The organism is Nocardia sp. NPDC052254, assembly GCF_040679495.1.
Classification (GTDB): Bacteria; Actinomycetota; Actinomycetes; order Mycobacteriales; family Mycobacteriaceae; genus Nocardia.
On record NZ_JBFAUW010000001.1, the window covers coordinates 63,044 to 84,949 of the forward strand.

General features: G+C 67.8%; 23 protein-coding genes. 15 read left to right on the plus strand and 8 right to left on the minus strand.

The window, feature by feature from the left end; genetic code table 11:
* Positions 1-206 precede the first annotated feature (206 nt).
* The 4 genes from AB0L57_RS00305 to AB0L57_RS00320 all read left to right on the plus strand — a co-directional run bounded on the left by AB0L57_RS00305 (position 207) and on the right by AB0L57_RS00320 (position 3,820).
* The gene (locus AB0L57_RS00305; protein ID WP_364954669.1) at positions 207-1,403 is read left to right on the plus strand and encodes an Ig-like domain-containing protein; all 1,197 of its coding nucleotides are present in this window, start codon (positions 207-209) and stop codon (positions 1,401-1,403) included.
* Positions 1,404-1,425: 22 nt separating this feature from the next.
* On the plus strand, positions 1,426-1,866 hold the full coding sequence (locus AB0L57_RS00310; RefSeq protein ID WP_364954671.1) for an META domain-containing protein: 441 nt from the start codon (positions 1,426-1,428) through the stop codon (positions 1,864-1,866).
* A gap of 373 nt (positions 1,867-2,239) precedes the next feature.
* A complete protein-coding gene (locus tag AB0L57_RS00315; protein WP_364954674.1) occupies positions 2,240-3,547 on the plus strand; it encodes a S8 family serine peptidase in 1,308 nt (435 codons plus the stop codon).
* A 9-nt stretch (positions 3,548-3,556) separates the two neighbouring features.
* On the plus strand, positions 3,557-3,820 hold the full coding sequence (locus AB0L57_RS00320; protein ID WP_364954676.1) for a hypothetical protein: 264 nt from the start codon (positions 3,557-3,559) through the stop codon (positions 3,818-3,820).
* Between the two features lie 157 nt (positions 3,821-3,977).
* On the opposite strand, the gene AB0L57_RS00325 is transcribed toward AB0L57_RS00320, so the two are convergent.
* A complete protein-coding gene (locus AB0L57_RS00325) occupies positions 3,978-4,697 on the minus strand; it encodes an enoyl-CoA hydratase/isomerase family protein (RefSeq protein WP_364954679.1) in 720 nt (239 codons plus the stop codon).
* 299 nt (positions 4,698-4,996) lie between these two features.
* Between AB0L57_RS00325 and AB0L57_RS00330 the strand changes: the two genes are divergently transcribed.
* Both AB0L57_RS00330 and AB0L57_RS00335 read left to right on the plus strand, forming a co-directional pair.
* Positions 4,997-5,959, plus strand: a complete 963-nt coding sequence (locus AB0L57_RS00330; RefSeq protein WP_364954681.1) for an acyl-ACP desaturase — start codon at positions 4,997-4,999, stop codon at positions 5,957-5,959.
* Positions 5,960-6,228: 269 nt separating this feature from the next.
* Complete coding sequence (locus tag AB0L57_RS00335) at positions 6,229-7,653, plus strand: amidase (protein WP_364954683.1); 1,425 nt, start codon at positions 6,229-6,231, stop codon at positions 7,651-7,653.
* 20 nt (positions 7,654-7,673) lie between these two features.
* On the opposite strand, the gene AB0L57_RS00340 is transcribed toward AB0L57_RS00335, so the two are convergent.
* The gene (locus AB0L57_RS00340) at positions 7,674-8,471 is read right to left on the minus strand and encodes a hypothetical protein (protein WP_364954686.1); all 798 of its coding nucleotides are present in this window, start codon (positions 8,469-8,471) and stop codon (positions 7,674-7,676) included.
* Between the two features lie 165 nt (positions 8,472-8,636).
* On the opposite strand from AB0L57_RS00340, the gene AB0L57_RS00345 reads away from it, so the two are divergent.
* From AB0L57_RS00345 to AB0L57_RS00365, 5 genes are all read left to right on the plus strand, one after another.
* Positions 8,637-9,248, plus strand: a complete 612-nt coding sequence (locus tag AB0L57_RS00345) for a DUF4232 domain-containing protein (RefSeq protein ID WP_364954689.1) — start codon at positions 8,637-8,639, stop codon at positions 9,246-9,248.
* Between the two features lie 159 nt (positions 9,249-9,407).
* On the plus strand, positions 9,408-10,358 hold the full coding sequence (locus AB0L57_RS00350) for a hypothetical protein (RefSeq protein ID WP_364954692.1): 951 nt from the start codon (positions 9,408-9,410) through the stop codon (positions 10,356-10,358).
* A 21-nt stretch (positions 10,359-10,379) separates the two neighbouring features.
* On the plus strand, positions 10,380-10,715 hold the full coding sequence (locus tag AB0L57_RS00355) for a hypothetical protein (protein ID WP_364954695.1): 336 nt from the start codon (positions 10,380-10,382) through the stop codon (positions 10,713-10,715).
* Between the two features lie 8 nt (positions 10,716-10,723).
* The gene (locus tag AB0L57_RS00360) at positions 10,724-11,779 is read left to right on the plus strand and encodes a DUF4185 domain-containing protein (RefSeq protein ID WP_364954698.1); all 1,056 of its coding nucleotides are present in this window, start codon (positions 10,724-10,726) and stop codon (positions 11,777-11,779) included.
* A gap of 92 nt (positions 11,780-11,871) precedes the next feature.
* Entirely contained in the window at positions 11,872-13,215 is a 1,344-nt protein-coding gene (locus AB0L57_RS00365; protein WP_364954701.1) for a DUF2236 domain-containing protein, read from the plus strand.
* Between the two features lie 52 nt (positions 13,216-13,267).
* Here AB0L57_RS00365 and AB0L57_RS00370 read toward each other — a convergent pair whose 3' ends face one another.
* A complete protein-coding gene (locus AB0L57_RS00370; protein WP_364954704.1) occupies positions 13,268-13,945 on the minus strand; it encodes a TetR/AcrR family transcriptional regulator in 678 nt (225 codons plus the stop codon).
* A 49-nt stretch (positions 13,946-13,994) separates the two neighbouring features.
* The gene (locus AB0L57_RS00375; protein WP_364954707.1) at positions 13,995-14,432 is read right to left on the minus strand and encodes a hypothetical protein; all 438 of its coding nucleotides are present in this window, start codon (positions 14,430-14,432) and stop codon (positions 13,995-13,997) included.
* Positions 14,433-14,527: 95 nt separating this feature from the next.
* Between AB0L57_RS00375 and hrpB the strand changes: the two genes are divergently transcribed.
* Positions 14,528-16,969, plus strand: coding sequence for an ATP-dependent helicase HrpB (gene hrpB / locus AB0L57_RS00380; RefSeq protein WP_364954709.1), 2,442 nt, complete (start codon positions 14,528-14,530; stop codon positions 16,967-16,969).
* Positions 16,970-17,019: 50 nt separating this feature from the next.
* Here hrpB and AB0L57_RS00385 read toward each other — a convergent pair whose 3' ends face one another.
* Both AB0L57_RS00385 and AB0L57_RS00390 read right to left on the minus strand, forming a co-directional pair.
* The gene (locus AB0L57_RS00385; protein ID WP_364954712.1) at positions 17,020-17,223 is read right to left on the minus strand and encodes a DUF397 domain-containing protein; all 204 of its coding nucleotides are present in this window, start codon (positions 17,221-17,223) and stop codon (positions 17,020-17,022) included.
* Positions 17,213-18,121 carry a helix-turn-helix transcriptional regulator gene (locus tag AB0L57_RS00390; RefSeq protein ID WP_364954715.1) on the minus strand — a complete coding sequence of 303 codons (909 nt, stop codon included), beginning with the start codon at positions 18,119-18,121 and terminating at the stop codon, positions 17,213-17,215. Before AB0L57_RS00390 ends, AB0L57_RS00385 begins: the two co-directional genes overlap by 11 nt.
* Before the next feature lie 305 nt (positions 18,122-18,426).
* Here AB0L57_RS00390 and AB0L57_RS00395 point away from each other — a divergent pair, with 305 nt between their 5' ends.
* Positions 18,427-18,741 (plus strand): hypothetical protein, encoded by a 315-nt coding sequence (locus AB0L57_RS00395; RefSeq protein ID WP_364954718.1) that lies wholly within the window; start codon positions 18,427-18,429, stop codon positions 18,739-18,741.
* Between the two features lie 256 nt (positions 18,742-18,997).
* A complete protein-coding gene (locus AB0L57_RS00400) occupies positions 18,998-19,495 on the plus strand; it encodes a hypothetical protein (RefSeq protein ID WP_364954721.1) in 498 nt (165 codons plus the stop codon).
* A 93-nt stretch (positions 19,496-19,588) separates the two neighbouring features.
* Here AB0L57_RS00400 and AB0L57_RS00405 read toward each other — a convergent pair whose 3' ends face one another.
* Complete coding sequence (locus tag AB0L57_RS00405) at positions 19,589-19,900, minus strand: SH3 domain-containing protein (RefSeq protein WP_364954723.1); 312 nt, start codon at positions 19,898-19,900, stop codon at positions 19,589-19,591.
* A gap of 268 nt (positions 19,901-20,168) precedes the next feature.
* Between AB0L57_RS00405 and AB0L57_RS00410 the strand changes: the two genes are divergently transcribed.
* The gene (locus AB0L57_RS00410) at positions 20,169-20,633 is read left to right on the plus strand and encodes a hypothetical protein (protein ID WP_364954725.1); all 465 of its coding nucleotides are present in this window, start codon (positions 20,169-20,171) and stop codon (positions 20,631-20,633) included.
* Positions 20,634-20,706: 73 nt separating this feature from the next.
* Here AB0L57_RS00410 and AB0L57_RS00415 read toward each other — a convergent pair whose 3' ends face one another.
* Positions 20,707-21,546 carry a SigB/SigF/SigG family RNA polymerase sigma factor gene (locus tag AB0L57_RS00415; RefSeq protein WP_364954728.1) on the minus strand — a complete coding sequence of 280 codons (840 nt, stop codon included), beginning with the start codon at positions 21,544-21,546 and terminating at the stop codon, positions 20,707-20,709.
* Positions 21,547-21,906 lie beyond the last annotated feature (360 nt).

Below are 21,906 nucleotides of genomic sequence, written 5' to 3' on the forward strand. Positions count from 1 at the left end.
ACCCGGATGGGGTGAGACGGCCACACCGTGCGGAATGCCGCTAATCCGACAAAATGCCTGGTCCGGGAATGCCGGGCGCGCGAAGTCGGGCGCCGACACGTACTCTGCTGCTGCGGCGCGAAACCGGATTCGTGGTGTCCACTGGAGATGGTGGTTTCCGGTGGGCGCAGCGCATGCGTGGGTGGCGAGCAGAGGGCGGTGATGGCGTGCGTGGACGTCGATCTCTACTGGTGGTGTCGGCGATCATGGCGGCGATCGTCGTCGCGGCCACGGGTTGCGGAGACTCCGGCGGTGGTTCCTCGTCGGCACCGGGGGCCAAGGCCCCGGAATTCACCGCGCCGGCCACCATCGATGTGCCCGCGGCCGATCACGGACCGCTCAATCCGTCGGCGCCGATCGTGGTGAATTCCGCCGACGGGATGCTCACCGCGGTCACCGTCACCGATGCCGACGGCAAGCCCGTGAACGGCGCCTACGCCGCGGACCGGCACAGCTGGACCTCCAAGGACCCGCTCGGTTACGGGGTGAGCTATCGCGTCGCCGCCGAGGCGGTGGATCTGGCCCAGATCGCGACCGACAAGACCTTCACCGTGAACACGATCGACGCCGCGCACAAGGCCTACGCCAATGTGGTCCCGGCACCGGATGTGGTGGCCGACACCGGAATCGGGGTCGGCCAGCCGATGGTGTTCCAGTTCACCGCGCCGGTGTCGGACAAGGTGGAAGCACAGAAGCATCTGAAGATCTCGGTCACGCCGGAGCAGCCGGGCGCCTGGTACTGGGTCGACGACAAGGATGTGCACTTCCGCCCGGCGCAGTACTGGCAGCCGGGCACCAGGATCCACATCGAGGCCGACGTCTTCGGTGTCGATCTCGGCGGCGGGGTCTTCGGCGCGGAGAACAACAGTGCCGACTACACCGTGCACGACGCCTGGGTCGCGAAGGCGGACGGTGCTACCGAACAGTTGACGATCTTCCGCAACGGCGCGCAGGTGAACCAGATGCCGATGAGTCTCGGTTCCCCCGGATTCCCGTCCCACGAGGGACCGCACGTGATTTCGGAGAAGTCGCCCTCGATCGTCATGGACTCCTGTACCTACGGTGTGTGCCAGGGCCAGGCCGGTTACTACCGGGAAACGGTCGATCTGGACGAGCGCATATCCAACGACGGTGAGTTCGTGCACTCGGCACCGTGGTCGGTCGGGCAGCAAGGATCCAGCAATGTCTCACACGGCTGCGTGAATCTGGCGCCGGACAACGCCCAGTGGTTCTTCGACCACTTCGGGATCGGCGACGTCGTCGAGATCACCAACTCCGGTGGCCCCACGCTGCCGGTCTGGGACACCTACGGTGACTGGGAGGTGCCGTGGGACGTCTGGCAGGCGGGTAACGCGACCAGCTGACCGGCATCGCTACCATCGAGGAATGGTGGCCAAGAGTGTACGAATCGTTCCGTTGCTGGCCCTGCTGGCCACGGGTGCCGCCTGCTCGGCGGGGACCGACGCCGCGGCACCGGACTCCGGATCGGCGTCACCGGTGGGGCACAGCTATGAATCGACCACGGTCGAGGGGCCGCAGATCCCCGGCGCCGGGCCTCTACGGCTCACCTTCGGCGAACCCGACCGCATCAGCGCGAACGCCGGCTGCAACACCCTGATGGGCACGGCCGACCTGTCCGGCGGCATCATGCGCACCGGCCCGTTCGCGAGCACCCGGATGGCGTGTCTGGGCGATCGTGCGGGCGCCGACGACTGGGCGACGGCGCTGCTGCAGGCGAAGCCGTCGTGGAGTCTCGACGGCGCGACGCTGACGCTGCGGACCGGCGATCGCACGGTCACCCTGCAGCAGACGGCGAACGAGAAATGAGCCGCGCCGATATCGCCGCGTGCTTTCGGCCGCGCCGCACAGTCGACGACTGTGCGGCGAATGCACCGGGCTCGTCATCGCGGGCTGCCGCCGGGTAGCCGGCGCCCCGTCGCCGGTACTCGCCGATGCCGTCGGTGCCCGCGGGGCGCGGCCGAGTTGCCGAGCCGATGCGGCCGATAGAAATGGTTGTGCGAGAGCATGTTTCGGTTTCTTTCACAGGGGTATCAATGGGGGCGAAGTGGCCCAGGTGATTCGGTTCGGGCTGGTGCGTTTCGGATCTTCGAGCGCCGCATCATCTCTCGCGCGGCGTCGCTAGCAGGTTGTTCGCCGCAACGTCGAGATTTTTGTGGCCGGGGACGGCAGGATGGCGAGTATGCGCGCACTGATTCAACTCCGTCCCTCGTCCGATCTGATTGCCGCAGTAGCCGATCCGAACGTTTCGGTGGCCGCCTCCGATGTCACGGGGGAGCTTCCGGGATTCGATCTCGACCAGTCCTTCAACCCGTTGTCGCTGCCCGGGCCCGCCGGTGCGGCCCAGGCGGTCGCCGCGGATTCGGTGGTGGTGCGTGGCGAGATCGCCGACGCCGAACTCGATGCCACCCTCGCGCGGCTCGGTCGCAGCGCCGCCGTCGTGGGCGTCTTCTCCGATCCCCGGATCGAGAACAACCTCACCTGCGGTGGTGACCAGGCCGTCGGCACCGGTGGCGATGTGCAGAAGTTGCTGCACAGCGGCGATCTCGGGACCGCGGGCATGGATGGCCGGGCCGTCGCGCTGGCCATCGTCGACACCGGTATCAATGTCGCACGCGTACAGGAGGTTCGCGGGGGACAGGTGAACATCGACGCCGCCCGTAGCTGGAACCCGCCGGGTGTCACCGGTACCGCTGGCCAGTTCCCGGTCGCACACGGCTCGATGTGCGCCTATGACGTGCTGCTGTCCGCGCCCCAGGCCGTACTGCTGGACATTCCGGTGCTGCAGAGCAAGAAGCAGGGCGGCACGCAGATGGATGGGTTGCTGTCCGATGCGCTCGCGGGGTTCGCGCATCTGCGCACGGTGCTCACCGATCAGCCGGAAGCGAGCCGCGCCCTGGTGGTCAGCAACAGCTGGGGTTCGTTCTCGCCCGACTGGGATTTCCCGGTGGGCCAGCCCGGTAACTACTCCGACAATCCGTCGCACCCGTTCAATGTGATCGTCGGCTCGCTCGAATCCGCGGGTGCCGACATCTTGTTCGCGGCGGGCAACTGCGGCCGCGACTGCCCGGACGGACGCTGCGCCTACAAGGAACGCCCGATCGGCGGCGCCAATTCGCATCCCAGCGTGCTGAGTATCGGCGGTGTGGACACCAAGGGTCAGCGGGTCGGCTACTCCTCGCAGGGGCCCGGCCGGCTGGCCGACCGCAAACCCGACATCTGCGCGTACACCCACTTCCTCGGCTCGAAGGTGTTCGGCGACACCGAGCCCGACACCGGCACCTCGGCGGCGTGCCCGGTCGCGGCGGGCCTGGTGGCCGCGATCCGCACGGTGTACCCGGCGAGCAAGGTGTCGCCCGCGCAGCTGCGTGCGGTACTGCAGCGCACCGCCGCCGCACAACCGGGCGGATACGACTACGACTACGGATACGGTGTCCTCGACGCCGCGGCGGTGCTCGCCGATCTGAAGAACACCGACGTCCGCGCGTAACCTGAACCCATGCCGTTGCTGACCGTCCGGCTGTCCGCCGATGCCACTCTGACGGCGGCCCTGAGTGCGCTGGAGCTCACCGACGACGAGGTCGATCTCGATTTCGGCCTCGTCGCGGTGGATCCGGACCAGCAGCTCTACGCCCTGCGGGTGACCGACTCCGCCGCGAGCCGGTTCGTGGCCGGTGATTGCGGTGCGGCAGAGGTTTTCGCCGATCCGCGCATAGGTCCCGCCGCCTCGTCACCGGACGATCACGCTGACGAGGACATCTGATCACCGCGATATGCCGGTGACAGCAAGTTAATGTAACTCCGAGTTACATGTAAATTTCCCCCGCCCGAATGGGCTGCGGTCACTATACCCACACCCCGCCGCACAGTGAAACCGCGGCCGCGGCACAGGCCGGAATCGGGCCGGCTCCGCCGCGGCGCTACCGGATCGCCGCGTCGGCGGGGCGGTGTTCGGCCGGTGAGTTCGACACCAGGGTGTGGTTGTTGTAACCGGCGATGGATTCGGTCAGCGCGGACACGGTGTCGTGATGCAGGGTCGACTTGATGTGCGCCAGCACCGGTCCGCGGGTGTGGGCGAGTCGCTCGCCATAGCGCACCGCGGACGGCAGCACGTCGGATTCGGCGGCGATCGCGTCGACCAGATCGGCGGCCAGGGCCGCGCCGCCGCCGTATCGCTGCCCGGACACCAGTGCGTGATGGGCGATGTGCGCCGGCACGCGGGACCGCATCAGCTCGACCGAACCGCGCGCGTAGTCCGCGCCGAGAGTGACACCGGGAAAACAGATGTATCCACGGTCGGCGCGCATGACCCGGTAGTCGTGGGCCGCGGTGAGAAATGCCCCGGCGCCGAAGGCGTGCCCGTTCACCGCGGCCACGGTCGGCATCGGCAACGTGAGAATGCGGGCGAGCAACCCCTGGACCTCGGTGAGGTAACGGTCGATGTGATCGGGATTGGCGGCGCCCCATTCGAGATCCGCGCCGGTCGAGTAGAACTTGCCCGCACCCACCGTCACCAGGGCGGCCGGACCCTGTGATGCCTCGGCTTCGTCGATCATGGCGTGCAGGGCGGCGAGCCAATCGGGGTGGAAACGGTTCTCGGTGTCGCGTTCCCCCTCCTCGCCCAGATGCACGATGTACACGGACCCTTCTCGACGCAGATGAGGCACGCCGGGCAATCTAGCGGTTATCGGTGTCGGATCGGTGTCGACACACCGGGATCGTGCCGGGGCCGTCGTAGCATCATGTGCGACCGATGACGTCCACGGCGAGCCGCCGACCGGTGCGTTGCGCGCACCTCGAGCTCTCGTCCGGGTGCCGAACACAGCCGAACGGCACCGCCGCCGGGGTCGACCCGGTAGCGTGGCGCCGCGCACCGCCGCTATCGAAGCGCCCTTGCGGGTTTCGTGTACCGATGGTTCAACATTTCGAAAGGAATTGTATGCCAAAGGATTTGACGCAGTTGCAATTGCTCACGGAGCTCGAGCCCGTGGTCGCCACCACCCTCGATCGGCATCTGGCGACGGCGAAGGAATGGCATCCGCACGACTACGTGCCGTGGGACGAGGGCCGTAACTTCGCCGCCATGGGCGGGGTCGACTGGGAGCCCGGACAATCCCGATTGTCCGAAGTGGCCAAGGTAGCGATGATCACCAATCTGCTCACCGAGGACAATCTGCCCTCCTATCACCGGACCATTTCCGAGCATTTCTCCAGCGACGGCGCATGGGGCACCTGGGTCGGGCGCTGGACCGCCGAGGAGAACCGGCACGCCATCGCCATGCGCGACTATCTCGTCGTGACCCGCGGGGTGGACCCGGTGGCGCTGGAGAACGACCGGATGGTGCACATGACTCGCGGCGTCCACGCGCCCGACGATTTCGGTGGCGTCCTCGACCAGGTCTCCTACGTGACCTTCCAGGAGCTGGCGACCCGGATCAGCCACCGTGCCACCGGCCGCGTCTGCGGTGACCCGATCGCCGACCGTATGCTCGCCCGGATCGCGACCGACGAGAACCTGCACATGGTCTTCTATCGCACGCTCACCGCCGCGGCCTTCGATCTGTCGCCGGATCAGACGATCGAATCGGTCACCAAGATCGCCAAGAGTTTCGCGATGCCCGGTACCGGGATGCCGAACTGGCGCCGCAACGGTGTGCTGATGGTCAAGCACGGAATCTACGATCTGCGCCAGCATCTCGACGAGGTCCTCAACCCGGTACTGCGGAGCTGGAACGTCTTCGACCGCACCGATTTCACCGCCCGCGGCGAGCGCAGCCGCGAGGAACTCGCGGAATATCTCGAGAAGCTCGGCCGCGACGTCATTCGTTTCGAGGAGCAGCGCGCCCGCATCCTGGCGCGAGAGGCCGCCAAGGCCGAAGGGCGCAATCCGATCAAGGTGTAGCGGCGTCGTGTGGAAGTCGCTGTGCACCATCGGCTTTCACACGACCACGGGCACCCCCTCGATTCTCGCCCCGGTGCGCCCCCACCCGACGCCGACGTCCGGATGACCGCGGACGTCGGCATTCACGTGCGGTGCCGGCCCTGAGCACGCGGGTGACAACCGATCCCGACCGGCGGTCCCAGTGGGCGGAATCCGGCGACGGTCGCGCGTCACTCGTTGGTATCACGGACCCTATTGCTTCGGCAGCGGCGCGATCGATAGGGATTTCCATGCAGGATCTGTTCGACAACACCGATATGACCGGTCTGGCCGCGGCGATCGCGGACGGCGAGGTATCGGCCGGAGACGTGGTCGAATTCAGCCTGGGCCGGATGCGGGAGCGCAATCCCGCGATCAACGCGGTCGTCAGCGAGTGTGGCGAGCAGGCACGCCGGGAGGTGGCCGCCGGACTGCCGCAGGGTCCGCTGCGCGGCATCCCGTTCGTGATCAAGGACCTCCACATGGACGTCGCCGGTCTGCCGACCACCAACGGTTCCAGGCTGTTCGCCGACGCCGTGGCCACCGCGGATTCGGAACTGGTCGCGCGGTACCGCCGTGCCGGTATGGTGATCATCGGAAAGACGAATGCGCCCGAGTTCGGGCTGAACGCCAGTACCGAGCCGCAGCTGTCCGGGCCGACCCGAAATCCGCGCCGCCGCACCCATTCCGCGGGTGGCTCCTCGGGCGGTTCGGCGGCGGCGGTCGCGAGCGGTATCGTGCCCGCCGGTCAGGCGAGTGACGGCGGTGGGTCGATCCGGATCCCGGCATCGGCCTGCGGACTGGTGGGGCTCAAGCCGAGCCGGGGACGGGTGCCCGCGTTCCCCGCGCGCAATCTGCTGGCGGCGCCGATGACCGTCAATCATGCGCTGACTCGCAGCGTCCGGGATTCGGCGCTGTTGCTCGACATCGCCGCGGGCCCCGTCGCGGGCGATCCGTATGTCATCGCCGCGGCGTCGGCACCCTACGTCGATGTCGTGGGCACCGACCCCGGACGCTTGCGGATCGGCATCGCCACCACACTGCCCTCGGGTGCCGAGGTACATCCGGATTGTGTTGCCGTGGCGCGGGATATCGCCGGGGTGCTCTCCGATCTCGGTCACGATGTCCGCGACGAGGCTCCCGACTTCCCGGTCGCGGAAATCATGAGCGGCCTGCACCATCTGATGGCGGTCCCGGTCGCCGCGGACGTGAACAACCGGCTGGCCGCCCTCGGGCGTGCACTGCGCGACGACGATCTCGAACCGATGACCCGTGTGATCTACGATCACGCCGAGCGGACCGGTGCGGGGGAGTACCTCGAGGCGCTGCGCGACCTCGAGAAGGCCGCGACCATGCTCGGAGACTATTTCGGCGCCCACGATCTGCTGCTGACCCCGACACTGGGCACGGTGGTCCCGTCGCTGGGACTGCTCGACACCACCGACCCGGCGTCGCTGTGGGAGCACGGGATGTCGTTCAGCGGGCTGACCAGCCCGTTCAATGTGACCGGGCAGCCGGCGATCTCGCTGCCCCTGGGAACCGACAGTTCCGGAATGCCGGTCGGTGTTCAGCTGGTCGCCGCGTTCGGACGCGAAGATCTGCTGCTGCAGGCCGCGGCCCAGCTCGAGGCGGCCCGGCCCTGGAACATCGCGCCGGTGTGGCCGCCTGCCGAGTGAGAAGCGCCGTCGCGCAACGTCTAGGCGAATCCGCTCGTGATGAAGGTCGCGGCCGCAGTCGTCCAGGTGACATCGGTGCCCGGCATGTCCTTGGCGGGATACAGCACGTGCTGGCCCTCGGGATAGGGGGTCAGGTAGCCGATCACGCCGTTGATCGCTGCCGCGTACCGGGCGAGGTTGGCCAGCGGGTTGAGCATCAGGAATTGCAGGAGCTGGGCGAAGATCAGATAACTCGCGTTGCCCAGCCGTGCGCCCTCGACGAACGAGAACGGCGAGATCCCCACGGCGATGATGCGCAGCGGCGAATCGCCGGGTGACGCGGTGATGATGTCGCCGGGATTCGCGTACTCGCGGGTCGCGACCCCGGCGGGCCAGCCACCGTGCTGGCCGTACAGTCCGAAAGTCGTGGGCGGGCACAGGTTGTTCACCGAATCTCCCGCTCGGCGCAGCGGGTTGGCGAGGAACACGGCGAAGGCGATCTCGAGCGGACTGCCGTCGGTATTGGTGTACTTCCCCGACGCGACGCCCTCGAGAATCCGGCTCGCGCAGATGCCGCCGAGCGAATAGCTCAACAGCCCACAGACATTCGGCGACTGCTGGATCGCCTGCACACCGGCCGCGGTGCCCAGCTGGACCGAGGTTTCCAGGGACGGTCCCCACAGATTCGGATCGGGCCCCACCGACGCGGGCCAGTCCGGTTCGAAGAAACTGAAGCTGTCGGTCGGTAGCAGGTCGGTCACCGCGGCCAGCAGCCCCGCGGGCGATCCGTCGGCGTTTCGTGTCTCGCCGGTTCCTCGCAACGTGATGATGTCGATCATCGGGTCCTCCTCACCCGCGCCGAAACTCCCCGCGACGTCATCCACGGTAGACCCGTGACGCCCGCTACGGCCACCGATTACGCCGCATATCCTCCGGCGTGCCCGGGTTGTGATGACGGCGTTCCCCCTGTGCGTGCGCCCGCCTGCGGAGTACGGTCGGCAAGTGTGAGTCGAAGTCCGATGATGTGGTGGCTGATCGCCCTGACCGCCGTGTCCGTTGCCGGGTGCGGCCAGCAGCCGGCGGCCGAATCCAGGGGTGACACCGCGGGTTCGGCGTCGCACGCGGGTTCGCTGCCGCAGGACGGCGCCGCACCCGCCCCACAGAACGCCGATGCCGTTGTGCCGCAATGCCGGACAGCGGATCTGTCGGCGGCGGCGGGCCCGGCACAGGCGGCGGCGGGAACGGTGGCCTTCCCGATCGTGTTCACCAACAACGGGTCCGGCCCCTGTGCGCTCGCGGGTTTTCCGGGCGTCTCCTATGCCCAGGCGGCCGACGGCGCACCCGTGGGCGCACCCGCCGCACGCGAGGGCGCGGCGTCGGATCCGGTGCAGATCGCACCGGGCGCACAGGCATCGGCGCTGGTGTTCGCGGTCGACGTGCACAACATTCCGGCCGATCGATGCCGGCCGGTCCAGGTGCCCGGGCTGCGGATCTACCCACCCGACAACACCGAATCGCTGTATGTCGAGCGGTCCGCGACGGCGTGCGATAACGCGCAGGTGACCACGACGCAGCTGCGAGTACGCGCGGTGGTAGCCGGAGCCGACGGACGCTGATCCGCAAGATCATGGATATCGTTGCCGCATCGGCGATTACGACGCGATTACGACACACGCACAATCGATGACGGAGCGGGTGCGAGCCCGGGACAATGAAATAGCCAACCATCCGCACCCGGCCGGGATCGAGGGCCGGTCGACCTCTCGGAGGGGTTCATGGTCGATTCGCTCTTCGCCGACGTATCCGAGTTCCAGGTTCCGGTCGACGACTCCTACCCGTACCAGCTGTTCTCGTTCCGCTCCAACGACGGGACCTATCAGGACCACAACTTCTATCAGAACTACGCCTGGGCGTCGGCCGCCGCCGACTCGGGGCGAATATCCTGCTTCATCGTCTATTTCTACTGGCGGCCCAACTGGCTCGACACCGTCGACAACCATCGGGGCATGGTGGGTCAGGCCGGTGGACCACATCCGAAGATGATCAGCATGATCGATGTGGAGTCGGGCGGCAATCCGGGCGGTGACCAATCCGACGGCATCAATCGCGCGTACTGGCGGCTGGCCGACTGGCTGGGATCCACCCGCCGCGTCATCGGCTATGCCAACCGGCCCGACTTCGACAGTATGTGGCCGGTGCGCCCGGACGGGCTCAACATGATCGGCGCCGGGTACGGCAGCAACCCGAATCTGCCCGGCCAGATCGCTCATCAATACACCGATGGCCAGGGCTACGGCGGTGGCCTGCCGGAGGGAGCCGCACCGTTCGGCAACTGCGATATGAACTCCGCCGACGGATTCTCACCGGAGGAGTTCGCCAATCAGGTCGGTGTCGGCGCCGTCGCGCCGGACCCCGTGACCGACATGTGGATTCAGTTCATGGGCATCGGCGGTAACGGCTGGCCCCAGCTGGCCGGCCACACCCTCGTCGACGGTGTGGCCACCGTCGGGCAGACCCTCGGCCTGCCCGGTTTCGCGCCACCGCCGGGGCCGACCCAGGTACCGTTGCCGCGCGACACCGACGGCCGCATCCGCGACGAATGGATCCAGATGCGTGGCATCGAGGGCAACGGCTGGCCACAACTCGGTGGCCGCTCACTCGTCGACGCCATCGCCACCATCGGCCAGAAACTCGACATCGCGGGTTTCCAGCCACCTGCTCGATAACATCACCAACGGAGTACTCGAATGCCGACAATCGCGAGCACGAACGGCCGCTTCTTCGTTGTCACCGACTGTGTGCCACAGGTGCGGGCGGCGGCGACAGCTACCGCCGCGGGCGGCAGCCTCGCCGCCCTCACCTCGGCCACCGTCGCCGAGATCACCTTCCCGGAAGGAGCTTTCGCCACCGTATCCACCTGCGACACCGCGCAACCCGGCCCCACCGCGTGGTTCGCCACCTACAACGGCGGTGTCCCCACCGGTTGCGTCTACGCCATCGATCTCACCACCGGGCGGGTGTGGACCGACAACGCCAACCGAGCCGCGGCCTGGACCCGATTCGTCCTTGCCACGTCCGGATAGCGCGGGCCATGGCGAAGCATTGGGGCACCGCGATCACGGGGTTCGCCGGAAGTACGGCGAAGCGGTTCGGGGTGGGCGGTACCGATCTGGGAATCCCTTATGTCCGTGAGCATTTCGATCCTGGCGGCGCGGGATACGTCTTCGGCGACACGTTCACCGAGGACAGTCAGGGCGCCGGGACCTGGCTGGGGTCACCGGTCGTGCTGTTCGGTGCCGGCCCACCGCAGGCCACCACCACCTTCACCGCGGCGCCCGGGGGAGCCGAGGCGCGCCAGGCCCTGACCTACGCCCACAACGCCGACAACGGGTACGGCACCGAGGTGAGCCGGATTCCCAACGACGCGTACGTCGACCCGAACGGGCGAACCTGGTTGACCTACACCAGCGTTCACGACTGGTACGCGCCCGATGACCGCCACGGGGCACTGTTCTGCGGGCTGGCCTTCTCCGACGACGACGGCAATACGTGGACCGACTACGCGGCCGTTCGGCTCAACGACGGCAGCGACGGCTACGGCGGCTGGAGCCCGTTCATGATGCAGACCTTCGCCGGGATCGGGAACAACGACGACGACGGCCATCTGTACATCGTGTCCAAGGAATGGGGGCGCAGCCACAATCGCGACGGGCCGATCCTGATGCGTGTGCCCTGGCAGCAGATCGAGACTCTTGGTGAATACGAATACTGGGGCTACGGCGATTCGGGCTGGCACTGGGGCGCTGCGGCGCCGACGCCGCTCTTCGCGGGAATGGGACCCATCGGCGAACTGAGCGTGAAGAACATCGCCGGTACGTGGGTGATGTCCTACTTCGATGTCGCGGGCTACTGCATATCCACCCGCACCGCCACCACGATCGACGGCGTGTGGACCGAGGCCAAGCCGCAGATCTTCGGCTCGGCCCCGTGGTGGCAGGTCTGGGTCCGCTCCTTCCCGCAGCTCTACGGCGGCTACATCCATCCGCGCTCGGCATCGGCGTCCGAGGTGACTCTGTATGTGTCGCAATGGAATACCACCACGAACAATCCGTACTGGGTGATGCAGTTCGACGGCATCGAGGCATGACGGGGCGGGGTCGGCGCCCCGCTTCCGTGCTTGACACCACAACTTACAACCTGTCAGTATCGGCATCGACACGTTGGAAGTTGAGGTTTTCGATGACGCTCCACTATCCGGATCTCGCGCAGCGAGTTCGCAGTCAGGGCCGAGTGCAGCCCGATCTCTACGGCACCATCGATTTCGATCGGACCCCGCACCGCTTCACCGCCGACCCCGCGGTCAAGTCGTCACTGCCGCAGTGGGTTGCGCGACGCGGTCCGATCCTGGCCGACGATCGCATCGTCGAGTTGATGCGTACCGCGACCATGCTGGGTGATGCCGTTGCCGACCCGTATGCCGCCCTGGTGCCGCGCTACGGTGTCGGCGGCCTGATCGGCATGCTCCGGCAGGCCTGCCGCTCCGGCATCGATTCCGTGCCGGACGCGCCGGAAGAGTTGCGCGCCTTCATCGCCTCGATGGCGGCCACCCCGTCGTGGGTGGACATGTCGCTGGTCGAGAAGGGGGCCCGGCGTTCGCGCGCTGGTACGGCGTTCCTGTCGCCGTTCCTGGTCCGTGGCGCGTTCCTGGCGACGTTCCTGAACACCTATGCGGCACTACCGATGGCGCTGACCGGAGCGCTCTCGGGGCGCCGGGCCGAACGCCGGGTCAACGAAACGGCGTCCTTCTTCGCGGTGACGACACTGCCCGGCGCCCTCGAACGCCACGGCGCGGGGTTCGAAGCCGCGGCCATGGTCCGGCTGATGCATTCGATGGTGCGGTACAACGCCCTTGCGCGCCACGAGAAATGGGATCCGCAGGTGTACGGCATCCCGGTGCCGCAGGTCGATCAGATGCCCGCCGGGCTGATCAACATCTATCTGCTCGCGATCGGTGTCCTGCGTCGGGGGCGGGCCGACTTCACCACCCAGGAGCGGGCGATCCTGGAGTTCTGCCGGTATCGCTGCTTTCTGCTCGGCTTGCCCGAGGAGTTGCTGCCCACCACGGCCGAGGGGATCGTCCAGGTCTTCCACGCGCGGGCCGCGCTGTTGCGCGACGGATTCGACGATGCCACCTGCGGCGAACTCGTCCGCTCGACGATGGACGCCTATCTGCGGCCCGGACATTCCTGGTTCGACCGCGCCGCCGAGAGCGTCGAGCGCAGTTGGAGCCGCGCCTTCTTCCTGGGATTCTGCGGGGGCAGCCGCAAGGCGGCCGCGCGGATGAGCGTGTTCTTCGGCGTCGGCGATGCCGTCCGGATCGCCGCCACCGTCCCGTTCATTCTCGGCCGGTTCGTCGTCGTGGTGGTGGCGGGCAGGCGCCGGATGCTGCGAAAGATGGTCGATGCGTACTCGATTCGGTCCATCGAGCGGCAGTTGGTCAGGTACGGCAATCCCGAATACACCACCGACGCACGTCACTATCCGTCGAACGAACCGGAGAATCGCGGGGCGGAGCACCACTGACCCATGCTGAACGGCCTTGGCGGCGAACCGGATTCGCCCGGCGCCGTGGACCTCAGGCCGGTGCTTCGCGAGCAGCGGATCGCCGGCCGCCCCGGGGGCCCGGCAGGGCGCCGTCTCTCATGTGCTGCACCAAGGCGATCAAGCGCTCGCTGGTGGCGTTACCGGGGTCGACGAGCCGCTGCTGCAGCAACTCGCGTCCGGAGGCGTGCAGAATCCGCGCCATGTACTCGGGATCGGGGAGGTCGGGAAACGCCTTCAGCAACTCGTGCTCGAGGAACTGGCGCACCGCTTCCTGCGACCGGGCCAGGCGCTGATGCAGTTCCGGCGGCGCGCCCTCGGGCGGGAGCAGGAACAGCCGCCAGGTGGCCGGACGGGTGTCGAGGGCGTGCAGGGCGCCCGCGAACGCCCGGACGAACGGATCGGCGGCCGCGGAGGGTGCCGGCTCCAGCACCGCACGTTCGAATTGGTGTGCCGCGCGAGCGGATTCGCGGTCGATGAGTGCGACGAACACGCCGGCCAGGTCGCCGAACTGCTGGTACAGCACCGGCCGGGTGACACCCGCGGCCTCGGCGATCCGATTCGGTGTCGCCGCGTGAAACCCTTCGGTGTCGACGATGGCGTGGGTGACATCGAGGATCTGCTCGCGGCGGCCCTGCGCGCTCATGCGTTTGCGCGTACCCGGGGCTCCGGTGCTCACCGAAGCCCCGGGAGTCCCCGGATCCTTTGTCATCCTCGACAGTTTAACGACCCGCCGAACACGACTCGCGAGGTCACCGTGGTCACACCGTCACGCTGACCTCGCCCGGATTGGTGCTGGTGGTGACGACGATGGTGCCGGGCCCGGTGTCGGCGAGGACGCGGGCGTAGCCGTGGTCGGTGGGAAACAGGCCGCCGGGTTCCGGTACCGACGACACCGTGACGTCCTGGAATCCGGTGGTTCCGGACGTGGTGTTGTGCCAGGACACCGTCGTGGCCGCCGAGCAGGCCGGATCCTGCCTGTCCCCCCGGAACAGCACACCGACTCCGACTCCGACGGCGTGCGTCGGCAGCGGGGTCACGGACACCTCTGCGCGCACCGTTCCGGCGCAACCGGGCGACACCTCGACACGCGCATCCTGGAAGTCGCCGGCCAGCTGGGCGTTCGCCGGTGCGGCGAGCGGGAGCAGGGCCGGAATGGAAAGGGCGGCGAGGGTCAAGGGACGCAGAAGCATTCGCACAACGAGTATTCCTCTCTGGGGACTTCGGCGCCGATTACCCCCCTTTGCGGTGCCGGTAAACTCCCTCGACCGGCGAGCCCTCAGACTGGTGGTCGATGAAACTGCCCGAGCTTCCCGACCTGCCGATACGCGGCGTGCTCGATGACCTCGTCGAGACACTGGCCGAATACGCCACCGCGGTGCTGGTGGCGCCGCCGGGAACCGGTAAGACGACCGTGGTGCCCTTGGCGCTGGCGGCGAACACCACGGGGCGGGTGCTGGTGGCCGAGCCACGCCGACTGGCGGCGCGCGCGGCAGCCGGGCGGATGGCGGCGCTGCTGGGCGAGCAGGTGGGCGAAACGGTGGGCTACTCGATTCGCGGCGAGCGGCGAGCCGGGCGGCAGACCCGGATCGAGGTCGTCACGTCCGGCCTGCTGGTGCGACGACTACAGGACGACCCCGAACTCGCCGGGGTCGATGTCGTCGTGCTCGACGAGTGTCACGAGCGGCATCTCGACGCGGATCTGCTGCTCGCCCTGCTGCTGGACGCCCGGGCGGGATTGCGGCCGGATCTGCGGGTGCTCGCCACCTCGGCGACCGTGGCGGCCGAACGCCTGTCGGCCCTGCTGGGCGGAGATCGCGTCGCCCCGGTCGTGCGAGCGGAGGGCCGGACCCATCCGGTGGACACGAGATATGTCGCGCCGCTGCCACGCGAACGCAGCGAGGCGCACGTCGCCCGCGCCACCCGGGCCGCACTCGCCGCCACCACGGGCGACATTCTGGTCTTCCTGCCCGGTGCGGCCGAAATCCGGCGAACGACAGCGCTTCTGGATGATCTCGACGATGTGGACATCGTCCCGTTGCACGGCAGGCTCGCGGCGGGTCGGCAGGACGCGGCGCTGCGCCCGGGACCGCGGCGGCGCGTGGTGCTGTCCACGGCGGTGGCGGAGTCGAGCCTGACGGTGCCCGGTGTGCGGGCCGTGGTCGACTCCGAGCTGGCCCGGGTCCCGCGCATCGATCGAGCGCGGGGGATGTCCGGCCTTGCGACAGTGCGGGTTTCGGCGGCGGTGGCCGCGCAGCGGGCCGGGCGGGCCGGACGCGAGGCGCCCGGCACGGTGTGGCGGTGCTGGCCGGAATACGAGCACGGCACCCTGCCTGCCTATCCGGAGCCGGAGATCCGGACGGCGGATCTGACCCGGCTGGCCTTGGAACTGGCGTGCTGGGGCACGGCCGACGGGCACGCGCTGAACTGGTGGGATCCGCCACCGGCCGGCGGATTGGCCGCGGGCGCAGCGGTATTGCGCGCATTGGACGCCGTCGACGAGTCCGGCGCGGTGACCGAGCGTGGCCGGCGGATGGCCCGCATCGGTTTGCATCCCCGGCTGGCCCGCGCCCTGCTCGACGGCGCCGCGGTCGTCGGTGCGCGGACGGCCGCGGAAGTGGTCACCGTCCTGGACGACGACACTCTGATATCCGGCGTCGACCTGACGGCGGGGCTGCGGGTGTTGCGGCGCGAGCAGCCGGGGCGCTGGCGGCGCGAGGTCGAGCGACTGGCACGACTGGTGGCGGACCAGGGCGGCGACGACGACCCGGCTCACGTTGTCGCACTGGCATATCCGGAACGGCTGGCACGCCGGCGCGGACCGGGGTCGACGAGCTATCTGATGGCCGGGGGCACCGCGGTGACAGTGCCGCCCGGCGCCGGAACCGGGGACGCACCGTGGCTGGCGGTCGGCGTCGCGACCCGCGATCCGGGCCGCTCCGAGGGCATCGTCCGGCTGGCCGCGGTCGCCGACGAGCAACTGGCTCGCCGCGCGGCATCGAATCTGCTGAGCACCGTCGACGAAATAACGTGGGCCGACGGCGATGTGGTGGCGCGGCGGGTCGAGCGGCTGGGCGCGATCACACTGTCGGAGAAGACTATTCGTGATCCTGATCGCCGACTGCTCGGCGCCGCGGTGCGCGGGGGACTCGAAGAGACCGGTGTGGATCTGCTGACGTGGAATTCCGCGGCGACTGCCCTGCGGCAACGCCTGGAATTTCTGCACCGCACGCTCGGAGCGCCGTGGCCGGCGGTCGACGACGACTCGTTGCTCGCCGCCGCCGACATCTGGCTCGGTCCCGAACTCGCCACCGCCCGGCGCCGCGCCGACCTCGAACGCATCGATACCGAACAGGCCTTGCGCCGGCTACTGCCCTGGCCGGAGGCCGCCCGGATGGACGAGTGGGCGCCGGAGAGGTTGACGGTCCCGTCCGGCAGCCGCCTCGGTATCGACTACTCGGCCGATCCGCCGGTGCTCGCGGTCAAGGTGCAGGAGGTGTTCGGCTGGACGGACGCACCACGCCTGGCCGACGGCCGCGTTCCGATTGTGCTGCACCTGCTCTCACCCGCCCGGCGTCCGGTTGCCGTGACCGCGGATCTGGCCTCCTTCTGGCGGACCGGCTGGCCGCAGGTCCGCGCCGACCTGCGCGGCCGCTATCCCAAACACGCGTGGCCGGAAGACCCGGCGACGGTGCCCGCCCATCGTGGCACCGCACGCAATGCGGGCCGCGAATGAGAGATGCGCGAGCTGATTCGACGGCGCGGCGGGGCCTTGTGGTCAGATCCTCAGCGCCCGAGCCTTCCGCCTGCCACATCCGCGGTGAACGCATCCCACTCGTCCGGGGTGAATACCAATGCCGGGCCGTTCACGTTCTTGGAGTCCCGCACACCGACCATGTTCCCCTCGAGGAATGCGACTTCGACGCATTCACTTCCGGCGGAACTGTGGCTGGATTTGAACCACCGTGCTGTGGTCAGGTCAGGCTTCACGCTCGTGCTCCCTTGCTATTTCACGCACTAGATCTCTGCTCGGCCGATCGTCCAATGTCGCTGCCAGCAGACCGTGGAACGCTTGACGGCACCGACGCACGTCGTCCACGCCCTGAAGGTACACGTCACCGGTAAAACTCTCGGCGAACACTATGGTCGGTTCGACCGGCTTGCCCCTACCGTCCTTGGGGAATGTCATGACGATGAACTGGGACAGCGCAGTGCCGGTCGGGAATCCGGCCCGGAAGGGCAAGATGCGCACCTGGACATTCTCGCGTGTGCTCATATCCGCGATGTGGCGCAGCTGCGCAGCCATCATGCGCGGATCGCCCACGACGGTGCGGAGAACGTTCTCGTGCAGGATGACCGAGAGTCGTATCGGCTGCCGCTGTCGAGTGACACAGTGCTGCCGCTGCATTCGAAGCGCGACGCGGCGTTCGAGCTCTTCGTCCGTTCCGTTGGAGAAATATTGCCGGTCAACGGTTCTCGCGTAGTCGGCGGTTTGAAGGATGCCGGGCACGATCAGTGGTTGATAGATCGCCAATTCGCTGGCGTCGCCCTCCAGAGCGACATAGGTGTTGAACTTCGCCGCGATCACGTCGCCGTAGCTTCGCCACCAGGAGCGCGCCGGTGTCTGTTCGGCCAATTGTCTGGCCGCGTCGGTCTTCTCCTGATCGAGGCCGTAAACCTCGCACAGACCTGAAACATCACGGACTCTTACTCTTTCGGTCAGCCCGCGTTCCAGTCGGCTCAGGGTGGACTTGTTCCATTCCATGAGCCCGGCCGCTCTTTCGACCGTGAGTCCGGCCCCTTCACGCGCTTCTTTCAGGTACCGCCCGAGCTGTCGCCGAGGCAACGTGCTGCCTACTGCGCCCGACTCGTCGTCATCGACGATCAACGTTCTCCCCTCGTTGCGTTCCGAAGTCGAGCCATGTTGCAGAACGCCCCGATCATATGCGCCGTTGTACAACCCGACCAGGCGTTTCGCGCGAGTTCTGTCAGGTCATCGTGTTGACGCACATCGCTTTTCGCTCTTACGCACTCTCGACGGCGCACCCGCCACCGGGTGCCGTCGATCCGAATGTGGCAAAGGAGAGGGTGCGTGACAGTGCCGGTAGTGCTGCTGATCGCGGGACTGATCGTATTCACGGTCGCCGCGCTGCGAGTCCCGCTGCGTGGTGAACGCCGCGAGGACGACCACCGATGAAGGACGGACTCATCATCGCGCTCGGCTGGGTACACCCGGAATCGCCTGCGCTGGAATGGGATATGGCCCAGGTGCGGCGGCTGGCGCGCCATCTGGGATACACCCTGGTGTGGTCGCCGGAAACCAGCCGGATACCGCTGGCCGACCAGGCGCGCGCGGCCGGGGCCGATGCCGTGATCACACCGTCGACCGATCACATCGGCATCCTCAGCCTGCACGCGGTGATGTGGGTGGCCGATGTCGAGACCGTCACTCCACGATTGTCGTTCTCCCGGTGGCCGGCGAAACCCGGTACCGAGCCGGCCGAGTAGAACTCCACCGCCGACCCGCGAGGGTTCGCCGCGCCCGGCAAGCGTGCACCGAGACCGCGGTCCGAACGCTTCTCTCGGCACGAAAACCGTTGTCGTACCGAAACATCGAGTGCACCGGGTGCGCGGGTGCCGGCAGTCGATTCGGGGCCGGATGCTATACCGGTAGGGCGTGAACCGGCCGATGCCGATAACACCCGCACCGGTGTGTGACGATCACGCAAGGGAAAGGGTTACGCACCGACATCAGGAGGACACCATGCGCTCTGCGCGCAAGCTCGGCACCACTGTGGCTGCGGCCTCGCTCGTCTGCGTCCCGGTCATCGCGTTCGCGAGCCCGGCATCGGCCGGAGCCGCGCTGGATCAGCCGCTCGAGACGTCGGTGACCGAGGGGAGTGGCAACTGCTACGGAAATATCCGGGGCAATGTCGACGAGCCGACCGCTCGCATCACACTGACCTTCGCGTTCTACAACACCGACCCGGCGTTCGTCGCCGACAAACCCTCGGATCCGAACAGCCCGTGCCGGACGACGGCGTACATATCCTGGCAGAACCTCGGCACCGGGGCGAGCGGCGAGGTCGCTGTGCCGTTCGCCGGGGCCGCGGGCTCGATCGCCAACCCGGACCAGCAGATGCCCTGGTACGACACCGCCCAACTGCCCACCGACGCCGGCCGCTACAAGGCCACCGTCACCACCCATGAGCAGCATTCACCGGACTCGGTATCGGTCGAATACACGATCCAGCCCCGCTGACGTCCGATCCGCGATCGGTCCCGACGCGTGAACGGTTCCCGCGGGGGGTGCGCCGTGCAGGTACACCCCCCGACGGAACGCCGTGGACGTGGATCACATGGAGTGAATGCACGCGGCGACGACGTAGCCGTGCGCGCCATTCCACTTGACCGGGTACCAGGCCCGCTCGGTCCTGTTGCACGCTGTGTACTCCCCACCGCGCACCGCGCCGGTGTTGTCGACCGTGATGATCGTTCCCTTGGGAATGGTCCCCAGGGCGGTAGCGCTGGTCTTGGCCTCCGCGCGGACTGTGATCGTCTCCAGCACCTTGGTCTTCGCGGGTGACGCTGAGGCCGTCGGGGCGATGCCGGCGACAACACCGCCGAGCAGTGCGGCAACGGTCGCGACTCGTGCAAGTTTGATCATTATTTCCTTCGATTGATTCATTCGATTGCCGCGGGGAACGTAACAGCGGGCAATGGGGTCATCGCATCGGTTGCATTCCCAGGATTGGGGCGAATCGGTCAAAGGTGATGTCGCAGTGTTGATTACATGGCGCGGACCGCGCCTCGGCCGCGCGGATCGAATCCGGACCGAAATTGGCTCGCGATGCGCGCGCGGCAAACGACGAGGTCATCGGCAGATTGGAGAGTTTCCGCAGGTCCTCGCGGTGCCGACGGGTTATCGTCGAGGCATGCTGGTAGCTCGGGGCAGGTGGCGACGCCTGGAACTGACCTGCGACGATCAGCCCGCTGGGCGGCTCGCACAGCGGGGTGGGCGTGCGGTCGCGTATCTGCCGGCGGCGACACTGGCCTTCAACAATCACTCGAAGTTCGACACCCGCGCCTACGCCGTGCCCGCCGGTGCCGATCCGCGGGTCCCGCCAGCCGGGCCGGCGACGATGACGGGCACCACGACGCGGATCGCGGAGTACGCCTGGGACATCCGGGCGGGGGACCGCCGCTACCGGATGGTTCAGGGCAGGGGCGATCGATACACCCTCGACGAGAATGGTGATCTGCTCGGCGACGGCTGGTTCACCGCCTTGTTCGTTCACCGGCAATGGCTTGCGGTACCGGTCACCGTTCCGCTCGAGCATCAGGCATTCATCGTCTGGCTCGCGTACCGCACCTTCATCCTTCGGCAGACAGATCTGTGATGCCGCGCGAAAGCTGCTGATGCGCACAGCGGTCCTCCGCCGAGGTGCGCGGCGGTGCGCGGCTACCGCGGTGTCAGCCCCGGTCGTTCGCGGCCGCTTCGGCGGCGGGTTCCTCACCCAACGCCTGGTCGTGGAGTCGGCGCAGGGTGCGGGACAGGATGCGGGAGACCTGCATCTGGGAGATGTTCAGCGTGCGCGCGATCTGCGTCTGGGTACACGACTCGAAGAACCGCATGATCAGAATGCGCCGTTCCTGTCGCGGCAGTTGCGCGATGAGCGGCCGGACCGCCATCGCGTTCTCGGTGAGCTCGTAGCAGGGTTCCTCGGCGCCGATGCTCGCATTGACCGGGGAGGTCTCGTTCTCGTCGGCGGTGATCATCTCGTCCAGCGAGTCCGAACGGTAGGCATTGCCGGCGGCGATCGCCTGGCTGACCTCGACGACATCGGTGTCCAGTTCGGTGGACAGTTCGCGGGCGGTGGGCATCCGTCCCAACCGCTGGGCGAGCCGGTCGGTGGCAGGAACCAGCCGGGTGCGCAGTTCCTTGAGCCGGCGCGGCACCCGCGTCGCCCAGGTGACGTCGCGGAAGTGGCGGCGCACCTCGCCCATCATGGTCGGGACCGCGAACGACAGGAACGAGGTGCCACGGCCGACGTCGTAACGGTCCACCGCCAGGACCAGGCCCAGCCGGGCCACCTGGTGCAGATCGTCGTAATTCTCCCCGCGGCCGATGAAGCGGCGGGCGATGTGATCGGCCAGCGGCAGGCACAGCCGCACGATTTCGCTGCGTGTGGCATCGCGCTCGGGGTCATCGGGGTCGAATCCAGCCAGTTTGTCGAACCAGGGCTCGATGTTGTCGTAGCTGTTCGGTCCGTGCCGTGCGCGCGGGCTGTCGATCATCGGTTCCTGTGTCATTCGAGATCCTCTCGTTGTCACGTGAGCCCGATTTCTACGGGGTACCCACTCTCGCCGCCGGGAAAAACGTCCGACGACATCGCGGCCCACGCGCCCGGTCCGATTCGAGGTGTCCTGTTTCGGACCCTGGTTGCCGGGTAGCACCCCAACGTGAGCCGATTCCACGTTTGGGAGGTGGATGTCTTGTCCGAACACGAAAACAACAGTGCCCGTGCAGGTTTGGAAGGCGTCGTCGACAGCGTGAAGGGGAAGGCGAAGGAAGTGGGCCGGCGCTGCGCGCGGTCACGAAGAACATCGAAGCGCCCATCGGAGTGACGCCCGATACTCGTGGGGCGCTGCCGCGGGACAGCCGCGGGTGCG